Below are 18,227 nucleotides of genomic sequence, written 5' to 3' on the forward strand. Positions count from 1 at the left end.
CTCCCACAACGTGAGAGGTAAACAAACATGACTCAAACCAATCCCCGTCCCCTGGACGGCATTACCGTGGTCAGTCTTGAGCACGCCATCGCCGCGCCGTTCTGCACTCGGCAGCTGGCGGATATGGGCGCGCGGGTGATCAAGATCGAGCGCCCTGGCAGCGGTGACTTTGCCCGTGGCTACGACCAGCGCGTCGATGGCCTGGCTTCGCACTTTGTCTGGACCAACCGCTCTAAGGAAAGCCTGACCCTGGACCTGAAACAGGACGAGGCGGGGGGCATTCTCGAGTCCCTGCTCGGCCAGGCCGACGTCCTGGTGCAGAACCTCGCACCCGGCGCCGCCGCACGCATGGGCCTGTCGTTCGAGGCGCTGCATGAGCGTTTCCCCAAACTGATCGTCTGCGATATCTCCGGTTACGGCGAGGGCGGGCCTTATGAAAAGAAGAAAGCCTACGACCTGCTGATTCAGAGCGAGGGCGGCTTTCTGTCGGTGACCGGCGGCCCCGGTGAAGACGAAATGGCCAAGGCCGGTTGCTCCATCGCCGATATCGCCGCGGGCATGTATGCCTATACCGGTGTGCTCTCGGCGTTGTTGCTGCGCGGCAAGACCGGGGTCGGCAGCCGCATCGACGTGAGCATGCTGGAAAGCCTGGCCGAGTGGATGGGTTATCCGATGTACTACGCCTATAACGGCGCTCCGCCCCCGCCACGGGCTGGCGCATCGCACTCGACCATCTACCCGTACGGGCCGTTCCCCACTGGCGGCGGCAACACGGTGATGCTCGGTTTGCAGAACGAACGCGAATGGGCGCTGTTCTGCGAGAAGGTCCTGCTCGACCCGGCCCTGGCCACGGACGAGCGTTTCAGCGCCAACTTCAAGCGCTCGGAAAACCGCGAAGTGCTGCGCCAGATCATCGTCGACGGCTTTGCCGCCCTGAGCGTGGACGAAGTGGTCGCGCGTCTTGAAGACGCGCAGATCGCCAATGCCCGGGTCAACGATATGCAGAGCGTGTGGAACCATCCGCAGCTCAAGGCCCGCGACGGCTGGCGTGAAGTGGACAGCCCGGCGGGCAAATTGCCGTCGCTGTTGCCACCGGGCCGCAACGCCGCCTTTACCCCGCGCATGGACGCCGTCCCGGCGCTGGGGCAACACACGGCGAGCATCCTGGCGGAGTTGGGTTTTTCCAGTGAAGACCAAGCGCGGTTGGCGACGACCGGGGTGGTTTGAATCTTACGATATTTCCGTAGGATCGGCTTTAGCCGGGAGGGCGTCCTTGCGGCTAAAGCCGCTGCTACAGAGATAAAGACTCCATAGTTTGAAACGAGGAAAACCAGCATGTCTCCATCCATCGTCCGCAGCGCGCTGTTTGTGCCGGGCAGTCGGCCCGAACGGTTTGCCAAGGCGTTGGCGGCCGGTGCCGACGCGGTGATCGTCGATTTCGAAGATGCCGTCGAAGAGCCGCTCAAGCGCCAGGCCCGGGACAATCTTGCGGCCTTCCTGCAGGCCCATCCCGCAGCCGGTGTGTGGGTTCGGGTCAATGCACCTGAGCACGCCGAACATACCGCCGACCTGGCCTTCTGCAAGGCTCATAAGGGGGTGGTCGGGGTGCTGCTGCCCAAGGTGGAAAGCGCCGCCCATGTCGCCGCCGTCCATGCCACCGGCAGGCCGATCTGGCCGATTGTCGAGAGTGCCAGGGGCCTGCTCGCCCTGGCCGAAATTGCCCATGCGCCAGGCGTCGAACGTCTGTCCTTCGGCGGCCTCGACCTGGCCCTGGACATGAATCTGAACAACGGCACCGCTGCGGCGCAGTTCGTCCTCGATCAATCACGCATGGCCGTGCAACTGCATTCACGCAGCGCCAATCTGCTGCCACCACTGGACGGCGTCTATCCGGCCATTGGCGATCCAGATGGCCTGGCCGCTTCGGTGCGCCACGCCTACGACATGGGCTTTGGCGGCGCGCTGTGCATCCATCCCAGGCAGGTGCCAGTGATCCATGAGGCCCTGGCCCCGACCGCAGAGATGCTGGCATGGGCGCAGCGAGTGGTTCAGGCCAGTGCCGCAGCCAGCGGGGCAGGGGCTTTTCAGCTTGACGGGCAGATGGTTGATGCTCCGGTGCTGCTTCGTGCCCAGCGTCTGCTAGCCTTGGTTGCTGCCTGACGCTTGCGCAGTGACCAGCGTTCAGCCAGGCCGAACGCTGGCTTACATAAAAGCTAATTCTACAAACACGCCATGTTAGGCATGGTAGAGCTAGCAAAAGGCTACAACTGCTTCTCAACAACGGCCCTAAGAGGTCGAATCGCTGACAACAATAACAAGGTGAAATCAATGTTGAAGCTGACCAAGGCGCTGTTCTGCGCAGCTGCATTCACAACGTTCGCCGGGATGGCCTGCGCCGACCCTATCGTCATCAAGTTTGCCCACGTCGTTGCGGAGAACACTCCGAAAGGTCAGGGCGCGCTGCTGTTCCAGAAAATGGTCGCCGCAGACCCCGCGCTGAAAGACAAGGTCAAGGTTGAGGTCTATCCGAACTCGTCGCTGTTCGGCGATGGCAAGGAAATGGAAGCACTGCTGACCGGCAACGTACAGATGCTGGCGCCATCCCTGGCCAAGTTCGAGCAGTACACCAAGAAAACCCAGATCTTCGATTTGCCATTCCTGTTTGATGATCTGGCAGCGGTCGATCGTTTCCAGAACGGGCCGCAGGGCAAAGCCTTGCTCAGTTCCATGGACGACAAGGGCATTCATGGCCTGGCCTACTGGCACAACGGTCTGAAGCAGCTGTCGGCCAACAAAAAGATGGTCGAGCCTAAAGACGCTCGCGGCCTGAAGTTCCGCGTACAAGCCTCCAGCGTGCTGGAAGCGCAGTTCGTGGCCTTGCACGCCAACCCTCGCAAGATGAGCTTCGCCGAGGTTTACCAGGGCCTGCAGACCGGCACCGTCAACGGTACCGAGAACACCTGGTCGAACTATGAGAGCCAGAAGGTCAACGAGGTGCAGCCGTTCTTCACTGAGTCCAACCACGGCCTGATCGACTACATGGTCATCACCAACTCCACCTTCTGGAACGGCCTGCCTGCGGATGTGCGCAGCGAGCTGCAAAAGATCATGGACCAGGTCACCGTGGAAGTGAACAAACAGGCCGAAGCCCTGAATCAGACTGCCAAGCAGAAAATCATCGACTCCAAGACCAGCGAAGTCGTGACGCTCACGCCTGAGCAACGGGCCAAGTGGCGCGAAGCGACCAAGTCGGTGGTGGACCAGTTCGCTGCGGAAATCGGCCCTGACTTGATCAAGGCTGCACAAGATTCGAACAAGGCTCAGTAAGCCGCCTGATACCGCTGTAACAGGCCCTGATGCTGTGTGGCCGCCCGGTCCCCGGGTGGCTACTGTCTCTACGTTCGGAGAACTTTCTATGCAATCGCTGACGCGAGTCTGGGAGCATCTGGAGGAGGGTTTTATCGCCTTTCTGCTGGCTGCCATGACGCTGGTGACATTTGTCTACGTGGCGCTCAATAACATTTACACGTTGTTCTACACCCTGAGTGACAAGTGGGCGTTCAGCAGCGATTTCTTTGCTTACCTCGGCGATCACACCATGGGCTATGCCCAGGGCATGACCTGGAGCGTGGCGCTGACCAAGGCGCTGTTTGGCTGGCTGATTTTCTTTGGCATTTCCTACGGCGTGCGTACCGCTGGCCACCTGGGCGTGGATGCCCTGGTCAAGCGTTTCAGCAAGCCGGTACAACGCTGGCTGGCGATCCTCGCCTGCCTGTGCTGCATGGCTTATGCCGGGCTGATTCTGATGGCGAGCTACAAGTGGGTCTCGGCCCTGTTCATTGCCCATATCGGGGCCGAGGACCTGGATAAATTCGGCATTCAGGTCGCCCACATCACGGTGATCGTGCCCCTGGGCTTTGCCCTGGTGTTCATTCGTTACCTGGAAATTCTCTATCGCATCTGGACCCACCGGCAGACCGGCCTGGGCCTGGCCGATGAGGCCGCCGAAGCCACAAAACTGGCCAACCCTGGTGAGGAGCATCACTGATGACGGTCATCTGTCTGTTCCTGTTGCTGTTCGTTTTCATGTTTTTGGGCGTACCCATTGCGATCTCCCTGGGCCTGTCCGGCGCGGTGTCGATCCTGCTGTTCAGCCATGACTCCTTGAGTTCACTGGCGATCAAGTTGTTCGAAACATCGGATAGCTACACCTTCCTGGCGATTCCGTTCTTCCTGCTGTCCGGGGCCTTCATGACCACGGGTGGCGTGGCGCAACGGCTGATTGATTTTGCCAACGCTTGTGTCGGACATATCCGCGGCGGCCTGGCGATTGCGGCGGTGCTGGCCTGTATGCTGTTCGCGGCGCTGTCCGGTTCTTCGCCGGCCACGGTGGCGGCGGTGGGTTCGATTGCCGTCGCAGGCATGGTGCGCTCCGGTTATCCAAAGGAGTTCGGTGCCGGGATTATCTGTAACGCCGGGACTTTGGGCATTCTCATTCCGCCGTCGATTGTGATGGTGGTGTACTCGGCCGCGACCGAAACCTCGGTGGGCAAGCTGTTCATTGCCGGTGTGGTGCCGGGCCTGCTACTCGGCGTGATTTTGATGGTGGTGATCTACATCGTCGCCCGGATCAAGAAACTGCCGGCCCAGCCACGGGTGTCCTTCCGTCAGTGGCTGACCACGGCACGCCGGGCGTTCTGGGGCCTGTTGCTGCTGGTGATCATTCTCGGCGGTATCTACAGCGGCATGTTCACTCCGACGGAAGCGGCGGCGGTGGCGGCGGTGTACTCGGCCTTTGTCGCGCTGTTCGTGTACAAGGACATGCGCCTCAGTGACTGTCCGAAAGTGCTGCTCGAGTCCGGGCGCCTGTCGATCATGCTGATGTTCATCATCGCCAACGCCATGCTTTTTGCCCATGTGCTGACCACCGAGCAGATCCCGCAACAGATCACCAGTTGGGTGATCAGCGGCGGCCTGACGCCAATCGGCTTCCTGATCATGGTCAACGTCGTGCTGTTGGTGGCGGGCAGTTTCATGGAGCCGTCGGCCATCGTGCTGATTCTGGCGCCGATCTTCTTCCCGATCGCCACCAAGCTGGGCATCGACCCGATCCATCTGGGCATCGTCATGGTGGTGAACATGGAGATCGGCCTGGTGCACCCACCGGTGGGCCTGAACCTGTTCGTGACCTCGGCGGTCACCGGCCTGACCCTGGGCCAGACCATCCGCGCGGCGATGCCTTGGCTGTGCATCCTGCTGGCGTTCCTGATCCTCGTCACCTACGTGCCGATGATTTCCCTGGCGCTGCCGAACTGGTTGGGGATGCCTTAGCCTTTAAGTTGTTCTGCAATTCCCTTGGCCCCTGTGGATATGCTCCCCAGGGGCCTTTTTTATGGACGCAGGCCTGTTGGAGCGAGGCTTGCCCGCGAATCGGTCGACGAGGTCCAGCAGATAAAACGCGTTGCGTCGTTCGCGGGCAAGCCTCGCTACCACAAACCTGTCAGCTACGAAAATCCGGCTCGGTCCTGGCCAATATCCGCTTCACACTCTCCAGATGCAGTTGCGCGCTTTCGGCTTCGCCGTAGCGCATCTGCCGCGCCGTGCGTTCGGCGATGCCTTGCGCCACCGGCTTCAGCGGTCTGCCGCTGCTCATGGCCTTGAGCTGCACTTCGGCGGCACGCTCCAGGTAGTACAGGTCATCCCAGGCCATGGCGATACTCGGTGCCGTGACCATCACCCCGTGATTCTGCAGAAACAGGATATCGGCCTGCCCCATGGCAGCGGCAATCCGGTCGCCTTCGGATTCATCCAGCGCCAGGCCGTTGAAGTGCTCGTCCACGGCTATGCGCCTATAGAACTTCAGTGCGGTCTGGCCGGCCCAGAGCAACGGCTCGCCAGTGAGCATGGCCAGGGCGGTGGCGTTGGGCATATGAGTATGGAATGCCGCCATCGCGGTGGGCCGGTGCCGGTGCAGGCGGGCATGGATGTAGAAGGCCGTGGCTTCGGGCTTGTCGTCGCCGCTGACCAGTTGCCCGTGGATATCGCAGATCAGCAGGCTGGAAGCGGTGGCCTCTTCAAAGGCCAGGCCGTAGGGATTGACCAGGAACAGCTCGGGATGCCCCGGCACCACGGCAGAAAAATGATTGCAGATACCCTCGCTCAAGCCCAGGCGCGCCGCCATGCGCAGGCAGGCGGCCAAGTCGATGCGGGCAGTCTGGATCGCCGCCGTATCGAGATCGCCGTAATAACGACTGGTGCTGCGCAGCAGCCCGGAATCATGCGCCATGGCGGTCGCGCTCCTCATCGATCCAGCCTTGGGCGCGCAGCAGGTCAGGCACTTTGCCCAGGTCGCTCAGCACTGCATCCGGGCGGTAATCGGGCAGCGGTTGGCGCCGAGTGCCGCGGTCGATCCAGACGCAGCGAAAACCCATGTCCCGGGCCACGGTCAGGTCCAGATGCGGGCTGGCGCAGATATGCAAGGCTTGGTCCTGGCTGATGCCCAATTCACGGTGGGCGTGCTCGAACAGACGATGATCGGGTTTGTAGGCCCCGGCCTGCTGCGCGGTGATGACCCGATCTACATAACCGCCGAGCTGGGCCACGTTACCGACAATGATGTCGTCGTCGGTGTTTGAAACGATGCACAGCATGAAACCCTGGGCCTTGAGCCAGGCGAGGGTGCCGACCACTTCCGGGAAAGGCTGCATCTGGCTGATATGTCGTGTCAGATCATCGGCATCGCGGGGCTCATAGGGCAGGTCAAGGCCTTCGAGGGTCAGTTGCATCGACAGCCGGGAAATCTCGGCGAAGGAGCGGTGCGGCGGCGTCTGCTCGAGGCGGTGCTCGTGTTCGTCGTAGACCTGGATGAAGGCGTCGGGGTCCAGTTCGCTGCGATTCTTGCGGGCAAGCAGGGCGCGGACCTGGGCCAGCAGGCCTTCGTCCCACTGGATCAGGGTGCCGTAGCAGTCGAAGGTCAGCCAGAGCGGGCGGGTGGAGGGGGTCATGACGGTGTCCTGTGAGTGAGTACAGGACCAATCTAGGCAGGATATGATTAATCGTAAAATTAAATTATTATAGAAAAATAATTCGATTGGTGAATGTTATGTTCGATCTCGAACTGTTGAAGACTTTTGTCAGCGTGGTCGACGCGGGCGGCTTTACCAAGGGGGGCGAGCGGGTCAACCGCACCCAATCCACGGTCAGCCAGCAGATTCGCAAGCTGGAAGAACAGCTCGACCGCCCGTTGTTGCTGCGTCAGCGCGCCAGTAAGCATATTCAGCTCACCGAAGACGGCGAACGCCTGATCGGATACGCAAGGCGGCTGGTAGGCCTGGCCATGGAGGCCCATAACGTCATGCAGAGCGGCCAGGCCACTGGCGTGGTCAAGCTCGGAGTGCCCGAGGATTTCGACGTGCAGCGGCTGATGGGGCTGCTGGCCGGCTTCGCCCGGCAGTACCCTAAGGTGCGGCTGGATACATTGAACGGCCTGAGCGTTGACCTGCACGCGCAGTTGGAAGCACGGGATATCGATCTGGCCCTGGTCAAGCGCGACGTCAGGCCCGAAGCCGGGCAGGTGCCGTCTCTGGCGAGTTGGCCCGAGCAACTGAGCTGGGTCGCCGGGCCTGACATGCAGATGATCGCCGATCCGGTGCCACTGGCCGTATTTCCCCAGGGCTGTATCTACCGCAACCGCATCATCCACGCCTTGGAAGCGGCGGGGCGCACCTGGCGCGTGGCCTTTGCCAGCCAGAGTCTGGTCGGCATTCAGGCGGCGGTCTCGGCCAATCTGGGGATCGCCCTGCTACCCACTTCGGCGGTGCTGCCGAGCCATCGCCTGTTGCGCCCTGACGAAGGTTTTGCCGCCGTGCCGCCCAGCGAGCTGGCGCTGATATCGGCCAGTCGCCTGTTATCGGAGCCGGCACGCAAGTTGACGGAATATCTGCAGCAGACCCTGTCGGCTCAATGACTTGCCGGGAGTCATGGGCACAACGAGATTATTTTGACAGTAGGCAATACGGGATCCATCGCTTCGCATATAGTGTCTAGTGTCCTGTCTTCGAAATACGTTCTCTTTTGACGAATGGCCGTTGTTGTCGGGCGAGGAGCCGCAACGCCGCCTGGCGACAACAGACGCCGTCAAAAGTGAACAGCTTATTTCGAAGACAGGACACTAGGCGCTTATCTACGAGGATCCTGCCCCATGTTCCTGCACCGTCCCCTGGAAGAAAAAGACATCCCCGCTGTATGTGCCTTGCCGCAGAACGCCGATGAGCTGTTTTATATGTTCCCCCGGGCGACATGGCCGCTGACGGCAGTGCAATTGAACGATGCACTGGAGGAGCGTTCCGACTCCACGGTAGTCGAGCTCAATGGCGAAGTGGTCGGTTATGCGAACTTTTCCCTGGCGCATTTTCGTGGCCGCTGTTCCCTGGGCAACGTGATCATTGCCCCCGAAGCTCGCGGCAAGGGCGTGGGCGGCTACTTGATCGGTTGTATGACTGACCTGGCGTTCGACAAGCATGAAGCCAAGGAGCTGACCGCATCCTGCTACAACCACAATGTGCCGGGCCTGCTGTTTTATCCGCGCCTGGGCTTCAAGCCGTTTGCCGTGGAAGAGAAGCGCGACAAACGCGGTGCGCGGGTGGCGCTGATTCATTTGCGTCTCAAGCGCCCGGAAGCCGTCTAGACGCTGACCGTTTTGTCAGGAAAGCAGCTCGTATGCTGTCCGCTGTGCAGGGTGTGACGTCGGGTCGCAGGTCTGTGCGGCGGGTTGTTTCTCTGCGTGAAACAACGAGTATTCCCGTTGTTATTGCGGATTAACCGTGCGGTGAATCGATTCTGCCGGTTTTTTTTGACCTTCCTCTCCTTAGTTATGATCGTTATTCTTTTTGGGTGGAAGTTGCGAGTTGACAGGGGCTGGGGTATAAGTTTCTTAGTTCGTTAATTAGTCGGCTCGTCGGCGGTATTTCTTTGACGGATTATTTATGCACTCTCGTCTTAGCTATAACAAGGTTCAGCCAGAGGCTGGCGAGTTGTGCGCGGCTGCTTTACAAGATTTCAGGAGAACATGGCAATGATTGCTTATCGACTTTCCCCGCTCGAACTGCGCAGTATCATCGAGCAGGCTTTTCTGCCCTTACGCTGTACCTGCAATATCGCTGCAGACAACTCAATGAGCGTGCAAATCCTTGATCCGCAAGGCGATCAGGGCGAATTGCTGGTCACTGGCATCTCCCTCGACAGGCTCAATACCAGCCGGGATATCTCTGAACTGGTAGCGGAGCTGCGCTATGACCTGGCCCATACCCAACACAGCGCCTTGCGGGCCAACGCACGTCGTTGAGCCCTTTGCTGACTACATAACCGCCGCTTTTCGAGTCGAAGACTAGGGAGGCTGCGGTTATTCGTTTTTGTTCGTATATAGTTCTAATTAAACATAACGATTAAACAACAGTTATCGGACAACTTGGCCGCTGCCCGAAACTATGTGTAATTGTGTCGAAACGATAATGGAACAACTCAATGCATTGAGCGTTTGCGTTCGTTTTTGAACAATATCTTGAACTCATGGCGCTCGGCGCCACTTAACGAATCCTGACGATCGATAGGCCCTGCCTCAATCCGACCTTCCAGTGCAACGCGAATGACCATGGACTTGCCCAAGCCATCCGGCAGATCACCGAGAATGGTCAATTCGCGTAATTCTTCGCCATCGCGCTCGACATTGACCAGCCTGACCCGGCAAGTGGCCTGCATGGGGATTGGTCCGAACAGGGTGTCGCGCGAATAATCGATTTCGGCGATGCCACTGCGGGCATCTTTTTCTACATTCATTTGGATTGCCTCGGTTTCCATTTACCGGTTTTTCACTGGTTACGGAACATGGAGGCAATGGCTGTCTCTTTAGTTCGATCCATCGCTACGAACGGTCGGTTCCAGTGCGCCGGTCAGCCACTCGCGCAGTGCGCGAATTTTCGGCAACTGCGCCCGTTGCGGCGGGTAGACCAGGTAATACGCCATGCCCTGACGGAGTTCGATGTCGAACGGTGCTATCAGTACGCCATCGTTGAGGCTTTCGCGAATCAGGTTGATATCACCGAGGGCCACGCCCTGGCCGCGAGTCGCCGCAGACAAGGCCAGTTCGAGGGTATCGAAGCGTTGCCCGCGATGGGCGGCGATGCCCTTGACCCCGGCGCTTTCCAGCCAGCGGCTCCAGCCGTGCAGTGGAATGCAGTGCAGCAGCGCCAGGCTCCTGAGGTCTTCGGGGTGATGCAGGCGACGGGCGATTTCCGGCGAGCACACCGGGGTCAGGCGCTCGGGCATCAGGGCGATGGCTTCGAGGTTTTTCCAGTCGCCACGGCCCTGAATGATCGCGGCATCGACGTCGGTGTCTTCGAAGTGCGGCTCCCAGGAGTCATAGGTGGTTACCCGCACGTCGACATCCGGCATCACACTGCGCCAGTCCGGCAGCAGCGGCAAAAACCAGCGAGTGGCAATGGTCGGTGGCATGCGCAGGGTCAATACCTGGCCGGCGCTGCGCAGGCTGTTGCAGGCCTGGACCACGCGGCCGAAGGCTTCATCCACTACCGGTAACAAGGCTTCCGCTTCCGGGGTCAGGCGCAAACCGGTCTTGTGGCGGATGAACAGGATCACGCCCAAGTGTTCTTCCAGTTGCTGGATCTGTCGACTGACCGCGCTCTGGGTGACGAACAGCTCCTTGGCAGCACGGCTGAACGTGCCGCAGCGGGCGGCGCTGGCGAACACTTCCAGGGCCAACAGGGGCAGGCGCCGACGGGGGAAGTCGGGATTATCCAATGTATGCGTTTCAATCATGGATCGCATGAGAAATTACCGCGTTTACGCAAGTGTCAGCGCAGCTTAACGTAATCGCATCTGTCGACCTATGCCGCTGTGCGCATGGATCGGCGCACTGCACCTTCAGGAGTTCCGGCAATGAATCGCGTCATCCTCGAACAATCGCTTTCACGGGCCCAGGTCGTCAGTATTGCCAGCGCCCAGGCCGTGCTGGAATTGTCCCCGGCTGCCCGGGAGCGCATCGAGGCTGCCCATGCCATCGTCCGTTCGGTGGTGGAGAAGAATATCCGCGCCTATGGCGTCAATACCGGGGTCGGCGCCCTGGCCAATACCGTGGTGCCTCCCGCGCTGCAGAGTGCGTTGTCGCACAATATTCTGATGAGTCATGCGGTGGGCGTTGGTCAACCCCTGAGCGTGGCCCAGACCCGGGCGGTGATGGCGGCTGCGATAAACAATTTCGCCCATGGCTATTCCGGCCTGCGCCTGGCGGTGGTGGAGCGCCTGATCACGCTGCTCAACAGCGGTTGCACGCCCGTGGTGCCGGGGCAGGGGTCGGTGGGTTATCTGAGTCATATGGCCCATATCAGCCTGACGCTGATTGGTCACGGCGAGTGCCTGCTCGACGGCGAGTGCCTGTCGGCGGCAGCGGCCCTGCAGCGACTGGGGCTGACGCCACTGGTGCTGGAGGCCAAGGAAGGGCTGTGTCTGGTCAATGGCACGCCTTGCGTCACCGGCATGGCCTGCCTGTTGCTGGATCAGGCCGAGCGGCTGATGGACTGGGCCGATGCGATCTCGGCCATGAGCTTCGAAACCCAGCGCTGCCAGTTGCGCGCCTTCGATCCGGTGCCCATGGCGTTGCGCCCCTCCAAGGGCTTGCTCAAGGTCGCCCATGACCTGACCGCCTGGCTCGACGGCTCGGCCATTCTCGCCGCCGCCAGTGGGCGGCAGACCCAGGATGCCTTGAGTCTGCGCAGCATTCCCCATGTCCACGGCGCGGTACGTGACAGTCATGAGCAGGTGGCGGCGGTGGTCGAGCGCGAGCTGACCTGCGTCACCGACAATCCGTTGATTTGCGGTACGCCCGACGATCCGCAGATCTACTCCGAGGCCCATGCGGTGGGTGCGGCCATGGGCCTGGCGATGGATCAGTTGGGGATTGCCCTGGCCGAGCTGGCATCGATTTCTGAGCGCCGGCTTGATCGTATGGTCAACCCGCTGGTCAATAATCTGCCGGCTTTCCTGGCAGGGGCCAGTGGTGTGGAGTCGGGGTTTATGATCGCGCAGTACACGGCGGTTTCCCTGGTGGCGCAGAACCGTCGTCTGGCGGCGCCTGCCAGCCTCGATGGTGGCATTACCTCGGGCCTGCAGGAAGACACCCTGTGCCACGCGACCCCGGCCGTGCTCAAGGCCCAGACGATTGCCGAGAATCTGCAGATGATTCTCGGCATCGAACTGCTCGCGGCTTGCCAGAGCTATGACCTGCTGGACTCCGAACTTCCCGCTGCACCCCGCACCACCGCCTTGTATCTACGCCTGCGCGAGGAGATTGCGCGCTACGCCGATGACCGTCCATTGGGTCGGGATATGGCTGATGCGGCGCGGTTTATTCAACAGCAGACGCCACAGGCAATTGCTGATGTGGGGCGATTGCAGTTGGTGGCGTAAGCCGGAGTGGGAGCGTGGCTTGCCCGCGAAGAACGATAATGCGGTGCCCCTGACACACCGCGTCGAGCGTTTCGCGGGCAAGCCACGCTCCCACAAGTTCGTGCTCGCAGTGCGACTGTGCGATGGCCTTCAGAGAAGATTCGATATAAAAAAATATAATTCCCGGATCGATTGTTTTTTCGCCTGGCGTCAAAATTATTTTTCGTTTTAAAACAGCTAGTTATTTATTCTGACACGAGTAATTAAGTGTAATGCCTGAATTTGACACTTTCCCGACTTTTTGAAATTATCTGTTTTAGTTTTTTGGTTGACTACTTCCTGTCCGGCTTCCCGCAGCAGTGGGGCGACGCCATCCGCGTCATCGGTGAGCCTGTATCCGCCCCAGCGTTTCATCACCTTCGTTTCATCCCTCAACTCCATGTTCACGCCGGGCGGTAGCGTTGCCGGTGGCTGGCCTTGCCTGCTTTTCATTGCACTTGTGCGTTTCCTGCTTGATGGACTTTCCAGATTGACGTCGGACGGTCTCCGTTTGTCGATCCAAAATTAGGGAGTTTCATCATGTTTAAAGAATCCATGGGAATCGAGTGTGGCTGCGTGGTCGGCGGCGCAGGGCCAGCGGGTATGGGGTTGCTGTTCAATGCCCTGAAAAGCGGGACATTGGAGGCACTGGCACGCGATGGCCTGATCATTGTTGACAGCAGCCCGACGCCTGGCGCGGGTTGCCTTGGGGATTACCGGATCACCGCCAACTCAGTGGGCGATGTCTTTCTCGACTGCCTGCGCCACCCGGCATTGCGGGAGATTTTCGAGCCATTGGAGGGCGCGCTGGCTTACTGGCGCGTCCGCTATCAGGCACAAAGCGCGCTGCCGCTACCCGATATTGGCCAACTGCTGACTGAGGCTTCAAGCCTGTTTCTCGAACATATCGTCAATCACTACGGGATCAAGCTGTGGCACAGCAGCACCATTACCCAGGTGGTGGCTGACAGCGAGGGTTATGAGGTATGGGTCGAGCACGAAGGGCAACTTCACTGTATTCGCAGCCGCACTCTGGTGCTCAATCTCGGTGGCCGCCAGGACCCGCAACATTTGCTCGACGGTCTGGCCGATCAAGGTTTGTATGTTCCGCCCTCGGCAAGCATCCACAGTGCCGACCGGCTGTTGCGGATGAATTCGGTGCAACTGCGCCAGCAGTTCGCCGACGCTCTGGCCAGTGACAAGGGCATTACCCTGGTCGGCGGCTCCCACAGTGCATTCTCGATGCTGGAAAACCTTGCTGATGCCCTGGAATTTGCCGGGCTCAAGACCCTCAATCTGGTGCATCGCTCGCCCATCCGCCTGTTCTATGAAAGTGCCGAAGAGGCACGTCAGACGGGCTACGTGTTCAATCCGCAGCAGGATGTCTGCCCGGTGACGGGGCGGATCAATCGCTCCGGCGGTCTGCGTTATCGCGCCCGGGATGTGGGGCGAGCGGCGGTGGAACGCGGGCGGGTCGGCAATACCGGGGTAAGCGTGCGTCTGCTGTCTACTCGTGAGGACCGGGAGGCTGTGCAACAGGCCTTGGCCGACTCCTGCATGGTGGTGCAATGCTCCGGCTATCAACCGCGCCTGCCGGTCTTGATGCGCCGCGATGGTTCCATGATCAGCCTGCGCGAGGCGAAGGGCGGGCTGGATTCCGATCCCAGTGGCTGCCCGATTGATGAGCACGGCCTGCGTCTGCACGGCCTTCATCTGTTCGGCCTGGGTGCCGGTCTGGGAGTGGATCCGCTGTTGGGTAGCGAAGCATCGTTTGACGGCCGTATCTACGGCGTCTGGCAGTTCCACCACGATGCCAGTCGTGCGGTGATCGAGGCCGTTCTTGAGCGCCTGCGTTATAAGTCCAGAGAGGTCGATGTAGCCGTGCCCAATCTGGTCGAACGCCTGGAAAACGGCCTGCCGTTCCTGTTCCCCGGCTTCGGTGGCATCAAGACCTGATTCCCCTCCAGGGCTTGCTTGCCTTTTTCCCGGCGGCCTTTGGCTGTCCGGGATTTTTTTTGCCCTCGACAGCGGGCGGTTTATTTTCAATGATGATCGTAATTCTATTGGCGTGCCGGGCTTTGACTATGCTCGGCGTGGGTCTGCAACGTTTATGGGCTGACTGGAGGGAGATGCAATGCGAATTCTGATCGTGGGTGCAGGGGCCATTGGTGGCTATTTTGGTGGGCGGCTGCTGGAGGCGGGGCGTGATGTGACTTTTCTGGTGCGCGCCGGGCGTGCCGAAGAACTCGACCGAGACGGGTTGGTCGTGCGCAGCCCACTGGGCAATATCCTCTACCCGTCACCGCCCCATGTGCTGACTGAGATGCTGGGCGGCGTCTATGACCTGATTGTGCTTAGTTGCAAATCCTATGACCTGGACGCGGCCATGGAGTCGTTCGCAGCGGCGGTCTGTCCCGAGACCCTGATCCTGCCATTGCTTAACGGCATGGGGCATATCGAACGCCTGAGCGAGCGATTCGACCGCCGCAACGTGCTGGGTGGCCAGTGCCTGATTTCTCTTGATCGTGATGCGTCCGGGGCAATCCTGCACCTTAACGATACCAATCAGTTGTCCTTCGGCGAGCTGGATGGCGCCACGACTCCACGCATCCTGCGAGTGGCCGAGGCCCTGGCCGACGCTGGTTTCGATGCCAGCCTGAGCCTGCGTATCGTTCAGGAAATGTGGGAAAAGTGGTGTTTCATCGCCACCGGCGCGGGTATTACCGGGTCCATGCGCGCCAGTATCGGCGATGTCCTGGCGGCGGGAGGCGAGGCGACGGTTATCCGCCTGCTCAACGAATGTGCCGGGATTGCCGATGCGGCCGGTCATGCCCTGCGACCTGAAGTGCGTCAGCGTTTTCTGACGATGCTGACGACACCTGGCTCGAAAATGACTGCGTCGATGCTGCGCGATATTGAGCGCGGTGCGCCCATCGAGGTTGAACATGTGCTGGGCGATTTGATCGAGCGTCGTGCTGCTCTGGGCCTGCCTGCAACGGCCTTGAGCGTATTGGATTTTGTCTGTCTGCAGCTCAGGTCCTACGAGGCACGGCGTCTGCGCGAGGGGCATTGATCGCGGGCAGGTTTGGCGGCAATTACAGCTGCTAGGCTTAGAACGTTATCAACGTCCCTATGAGAGGTGCCCAGCTATGCCGGTCAAGCACGATTTATTCAAGGACTTGGGATTTACCCGGGAACAGGTTGCAGAGCGCAGCAAGGCTGACAAGAAACTCAATCAGCTGTTGGTCGACTACGACGAAATTGATGCCGGAGTCCTTAAAGCCGAGGCTGGAGCGGCAGGCAGTGTCAGCGACGAGCAGTTGAACAGGCTCAAGGAGAAGCGTCTGCGTATCAAGGACGGCATCATGCAGCACATGCAACAGGCCTGACGTCGTTCTGCGGGCGAAAAAAAACGGCATCCACTGGATGCCGTCTGGCCGCGACCCGCCACGGGCAAGTGGCAGGTCGGCATCGAAAAGCCGTGTGACGCTATAAATTCATTGTGGGTCTTGCTGAGGGGCGAGTTCCGCCTGGATCCGCTTGTAGATTTCTTCCCGATGCACGGAAACATTTTTCGGGGCATTGATTCCCAGGCGTACCTGAAGACCTTGAACGCCAAGAATCGTGACGGTGATCTCGTCACCAATGTTTATGCTTTCGCCTACTTTGCGGGTGAGTATCAACATAATCTTTTCCTTGATGGCCTCTTGAAATGCCTCTACCAAGAGGCTGGCGTTTGCCTTTACGTGGTGATTGTTGCCGACTGCATCCAAATGCGTCCATCAGTATGACGCTACTGCGGTTAATTAAATTCCCTTGTCATTTCCCTGTCACCGAGATTTGCGTCATCGGCTTGACGGCGGTGCCAATTCTGCCTGTTTTGTAGCGCAAATGCCCGTATTTACTGGCGCATGTCCAAAGTCATCTGTTTCAGCGCTGAAAAAACGGCCTTTGACACGGGTTGACGTGGCAGGGGAGGCGGACGCTGGCATGCGGACATCATCCATTGACTCTCAGCGTATGCGAGATTTCGTGGTTTTGCCTGAACCTTGCCATTCAATAGATAAAAAAAGCGAAAAAATGCGTAGGAAAAGCACCTTTTGATTGGTGAAATTTTCTTAACCTTTATGGGGGATTTGTTGCGCGGGACTGTAGGAGATGTCCCATAAAGCGAGGGGAGTGCTATGAGGCGGTAAACGCGATGGCCTTGATCTGGTGGTTGGTTGAACCTGTAGGAGCTGCCGAAGGCTGCGAAGCGGTGCGGTACCCATTCGCAGCCCGCGGCAGCTCCTACAAATCATGTATTTGCTGGAGCGTCAGACCACCGTCGACAGCAGCATGATGAAGATGATGCCGACCACGGACAGGATGGTTTCCATCACGGTCCAGGTCTTGAAGGTTTCGGTCACGGTCATGTTGAAGTACTGCTTGACCAGCCAGAAACCGGCGTCGTTGACGTGGGACAGGATCAGGGAGCCTGCACCGGTCGCCAATACCAGCAGCTCGCGGTTGACCCCGGGAATCAGGCCGACCACAGGGGCGACGATACCGGCACCGGTAATGGTGGCCACGGTCGCCGAACCGGTTGCCACGCGAATCACCGCTGCTACCAGCCAGGCCAGCAGGATCGGGTTGATCTGCGCCTGTACCGCCATATGCCCAATGACGTTACCTACGCCGCTGTCCACCAGCATTTGCTTGAAGCCACCGCCGGCACCGACGATCAGCACGATGGCTGCAACCGGCGACAGGCTTTGGTCCAGCAGCTTGATGATCTTGGTGCGATCGAAGCCGCGGGCGGCGCCGAAGGTGTAGAAAGCCAGCAGCAGGGCGAACAGCAGGGCCGCGATAGGGTGGCCGATCAGGTCCATCCAGATGCGGAAGGTATTGTCGGCAGGCAGGACCACGTCCGATGCGGTCTTGAGCAGCATCAGGAACACGGGCAGCAGGATGGTCACCAGGGTGATACCGAAACCAGGCAGGTTCTCGGTGCTCGATTCCTTGGCGATCTGGTCCATCAGTTCCTGGGAGGGTGTACCGGGAATGTATTTGGCAATCCACTTACCGAAGATCGGACCGGCAATCATGGCTGTCGGCAGCGCGACGATCAGGCCGTAGAAAATGGTCTTGCCGATATCAGCGCCGAAGATGCCAATGGCCAGCAGCGGACCCGGGTGCGGTGGCACCAGGCCGTGTACTGCAGACAGGCCGGCCAGCAGCGGGATGCCGATCTTGACGATGGACACGCCAGTGCGCCGGGCAACGATGAACACCAACGGGATCAGCAGGACAAAACCGATCTCGAAGAACAGCGGAATCCCGACCAGGAAGGCCGAGAGCATCATGGCCCAATGCACCTTGTCTTTACCGAAGGTGCGGATCAGGGTCTGGGCGATCTGGTCAGCGCCGCCCGAGTCAGCCATCAGTTTGCCGAGCATGGTGCCCAGGCCAAGGATGATGCCGACGAAACCGAGGACACCGCCGAAGCCGTCCTGGAACGACTTCATGACTTTTTCCACGGGCATGCCCGAGGTCAGGCCAAGAAAGCCGGCAGCGATAGTCAGTGCTACAAAAGGGTGGACCTTGAAGTTGGTGATCAGCAGCACCAGACCGATAACGGTCACTAGTGCGTCGACCAGCAGGTACGTCTCATGGGTCATACCGAACATGGGTGTGTCTCCAGTTGTCTTTATGTTTTTTATGGAGCTGTTGCTCAGCGCTGCCTGTGT

Annotated in this window: 19 protein-coding genes; 12 read left to right on the plus strand and 7 right to left on the minus strand. The window is 59.7% G+C overall.

The window, feature by feature from the left end; translation table 11 throughout:
• The first annotated feature begins 27 nt into the window (after window positions 1-27).
• The 5 genes from AC1Z24_RS09620 to dctM all read left to right on the plus strand — a co-directional run bounded on the left by AC1Z24_RS09620 (window position 28) and on the right by dctM (window position 5,331).
• The gene (locus AC1Z24_RS09620; protein WP_483745431.1) at window positions 28-1,227 is read left to right on the plus strand and encodes a CaiB/BaiF CoA transferase family protein; all 1,200 of its coding nucleotides are present in this window, start codon (window positions 28-30) and stop codon (window positions 1,225-1,227) included.
• A 108-nt stretch (window positions 1,228-1,335) separates the two neighbouring features.
• Window positions 1,336-2,160, plus strand: a complete 825-nt coding sequence (locus AC1Z24_RS09625; RefSeq protein WP_483745432.1) for an HpcH/HpaI aldolase/citrate lyase family protein — start codon at window positions 1,336-1,338, stop codon at window positions 2,158-2,160.
• A gap of 168 nt (window positions 2,161-2,328) precedes the next feature.
• Window positions 2,329-3,327, plus strand: a complete 999-nt coding sequence (locus tag AC1Z24_RS09630; RefSeq protein WP_483745433.1) for a TRAP transporter substrate-binding protein — start codon at window positions 2,329-2,331, stop codon at window positions 3,325-3,327.
• Between the two features lie 88 nt (window positions 3,328-3,415).
• The gene (locus tag AC1Z24_RS09635; protein WP_483745434.1) at window positions 3,416-4,048 is read left to right on the plus strand and encodes a TRAP transporter small permease; all 633 of its coding nucleotides are present in this window, start codon (window positions 3,416-3,418) and stop codon (window positions 4,046-4,048) included.
• Entirely contained in the window at window positions 4,048-5,331 is a 1,284-nt protein-coding gene (gene dctM, locus AC1Z24_RS09640) for a C4-dicarboxylate TRAP transporter large permease protein DctM (RefSeq protein WP_483745435.1), read from the plus strand. The genes AC1Z24_RS09635 and dctM overlap by 1 nt, the downstream gene beginning before the upstream one ends.
• Before the next feature lie 169 nt (window positions 5,332-5,500).
• Here the strand turns inward: dctM and AC1Z24_RS09645 are convergent, their stop codons facing one another.
• Complete coding sequence (locus AC1Z24_RS09645; protein ID WP_483745436.1) at window positions 5,501-6,286, minus strand: aldolase; 786 nt, start codon at window positions 6,284-6,286, stop codon at window positions 5,501-5,503.
• Window positions 6,276-7,004, minus strand: coding sequence for an HAD family hydrolase (locus tag AC1Z24_RS09650; RefSeq protein WP_483745437.1), 729 nt, complete (start codon window positions 7,002-7,004; stop codon window positions 6,276-6,278). Before AC1Z24_RS09650 ends, AC1Z24_RS09645 begins: the two co-directional genes overlap by 11 nt.
• Before the next feature lie 98 nt (window positions 7,005-7,102).
• On the opposite strand from AC1Z24_RS09650, the gene AC1Z24_RS09655 reads away from it, so the two are divergent.
• From AC1Z24_RS09655 to AC1Z24_RS09665, 3 genes are all read left to right on the plus strand, one after another.
• Window positions 7,103-7,966 (plus strand): LysR family transcriptional regulator, encoded by an 864-nt coding sequence (locus tag AC1Z24_RS09655; protein WP_483745438.1) that lies wholly within the window; start codon window positions 7,103-7,105, stop codon window positions 7,964-7,966.
• Between the two features lie 234 nt (window positions 7,967-8,200).
• Window positions 8,201-8,686, plus strand: a complete 486-nt coding sequence (locus AC1Z24_RS09660; protein ID WP_259105345.1) for a GNAT family N-acetyltransferase — start codon at window positions 8,201-8,203, stop codon at window positions 8,684-8,686.
• A 387-nt stretch (window positions 8,687-9,073) separates the two neighbouring features.
• Window positions 9,074-9,343, plus strand: a complete 270-nt coding sequence (locus tag AC1Z24_RS09665) for a DUF1652 domain-containing protein (RefSeq protein WP_483745439.1) — start codon at window positions 9,074-9,076, stop codon at window positions 9,341-9,343.
• A 176-nt stretch (window positions 9,344-9,519) separates the two neighbouring features.
• Here the strand turns inward: AC1Z24_RS09665 and AC1Z24_RS09670 are convergent, their stop codons facing one another.
• Together AC1Z24_RS09670 and AC1Z24_RS09675 are read right to left on the minus strand one after the other, a co-directional pair.
• A complete protein-coding gene (locus AC1Z24_RS09670; RefSeq protein ID WP_483745440.1) occupies window positions 9,520-9,834 on the minus strand; it encodes a hypothetical protein in 315 nt (104 codons plus the stop codon).
• Between the two features lie 69 nt (window positions 9,835-9,903).
• On the minus strand, window positions 9,904-10,833 hold the full coding sequence (locus AC1Z24_RS09675; RefSeq protein WP_483745441.1) for a LysR substrate-binding domain-containing protein: 930 nt from the start codon (window positions 10,831-10,833) through the stop codon (window positions 9,904-9,906).
• A gap of 120 nt (window positions 10,834-10,953) precedes the next feature.
• Between AC1Z24_RS09675 and AC1Z24_RS09680 the strand changes: the two genes are divergently transcribed.
• The gene (locus tag AC1Z24_RS09680; protein WP_483745442.1) at window positions 10,954-12,480 is read left to right on the plus strand and encodes an HAL/PAL/TAL family ammonia-lyase; all 1,527 of its coding nucleotides are present in this window, start codon (window positions 10,954-10,956) and stop codon (window positions 12,478-12,480) included.
• Window positions 12,481-12,696: 216 nt separating this feature from the next.
• Here the strand turns inward: AC1Z24_RS09680 and AC1Z24_RS09685 are convergent, their stop codons facing one another.
• Window positions 12,697-12,951 (minus strand): hypothetical protein, encoded by a 255-nt coding sequence (locus AC1Z24_RS09685; protein WP_483745443.1) that lies wholly within the window; start codon window positions 12,949-12,951, stop codon window positions 12,697-12,699.
• Window positions 12,952-13,038: 87 nt separating this feature from the next.
• On the opposite strand from AC1Z24_RS09685, the gene AC1Z24_RS09690 reads away from it, so the two are divergent.
• From AC1Z24_RS09690 to AC1Z24_RS09700, 3 genes are all read left to right on the plus strand, one after another.
• A complete protein-coding gene (locus AC1Z24_RS09690; protein WP_483745444.1) occupies window positions 13,039-14,454 on the plus strand; it encodes a pyridine nucleotide-disulfide oxidoreductase in 1,416 nt (471 codons plus the stop codon).
• A 178-nt stretch (window positions 14,455-14,632) separates the two neighbouring features.
• Window positions 14,633-15,571: a ketopantoate reductase family protein gene (locus AC1Z24_RS09695; RefSeq protein WP_483745445.1), complete on the plus strand. Its 939-nt coding sequence runs from the start codon at window positions 14,633-14,635 to the stop codon at window positions 15,569-15,571.
• Window positions 15,572-15,647: 76 nt separating this feature from the next.
• Window positions 15,648-15,887, plus strand: a complete 240-nt coding sequence (locus tag AC1Z24_RS09700) for a DUF465 domain-containing protein (RefSeq protein ID WP_483745446.1) — start codon at window positions 15,648-15,650, stop codon at window positions 15,885-15,887.
• A gap of 108 nt (window positions 15,888-15,995) precedes the next feature.
• Here the strand turns inward: AC1Z24_RS09700 and csrA are convergent, their stop codons facing one another.
• Window positions 15,996-16,184, minus strand: a complete 189-nt coding sequence (gene csrA / locus AC1Z24_RS09705) for a carbon storage regulator CsrA (protein ID WP_259105756.1) — start codon at window positions 16,182-16,184, stop codon at window positions 15,996-15,998.
• A 630-nt stretch (window positions 16,185-16,814) separates the two neighbouring features.
• Window positions 16,815-18,167 (minus strand): GntP family permease, encoded by a 1,353-nt coding sequence (locus AC1Z24_RS09710; RefSeq protein ID WP_483745447.1) that lies wholly within the window; start codon window positions 18,165-18,167, stop codon window positions 16,815-16,817.
• Window positions 18,168-18,227: the final 60 nt, after the last annotated feature.

Source organism: Pseudomonas sp. JL23, assembly GCF_056933585.1.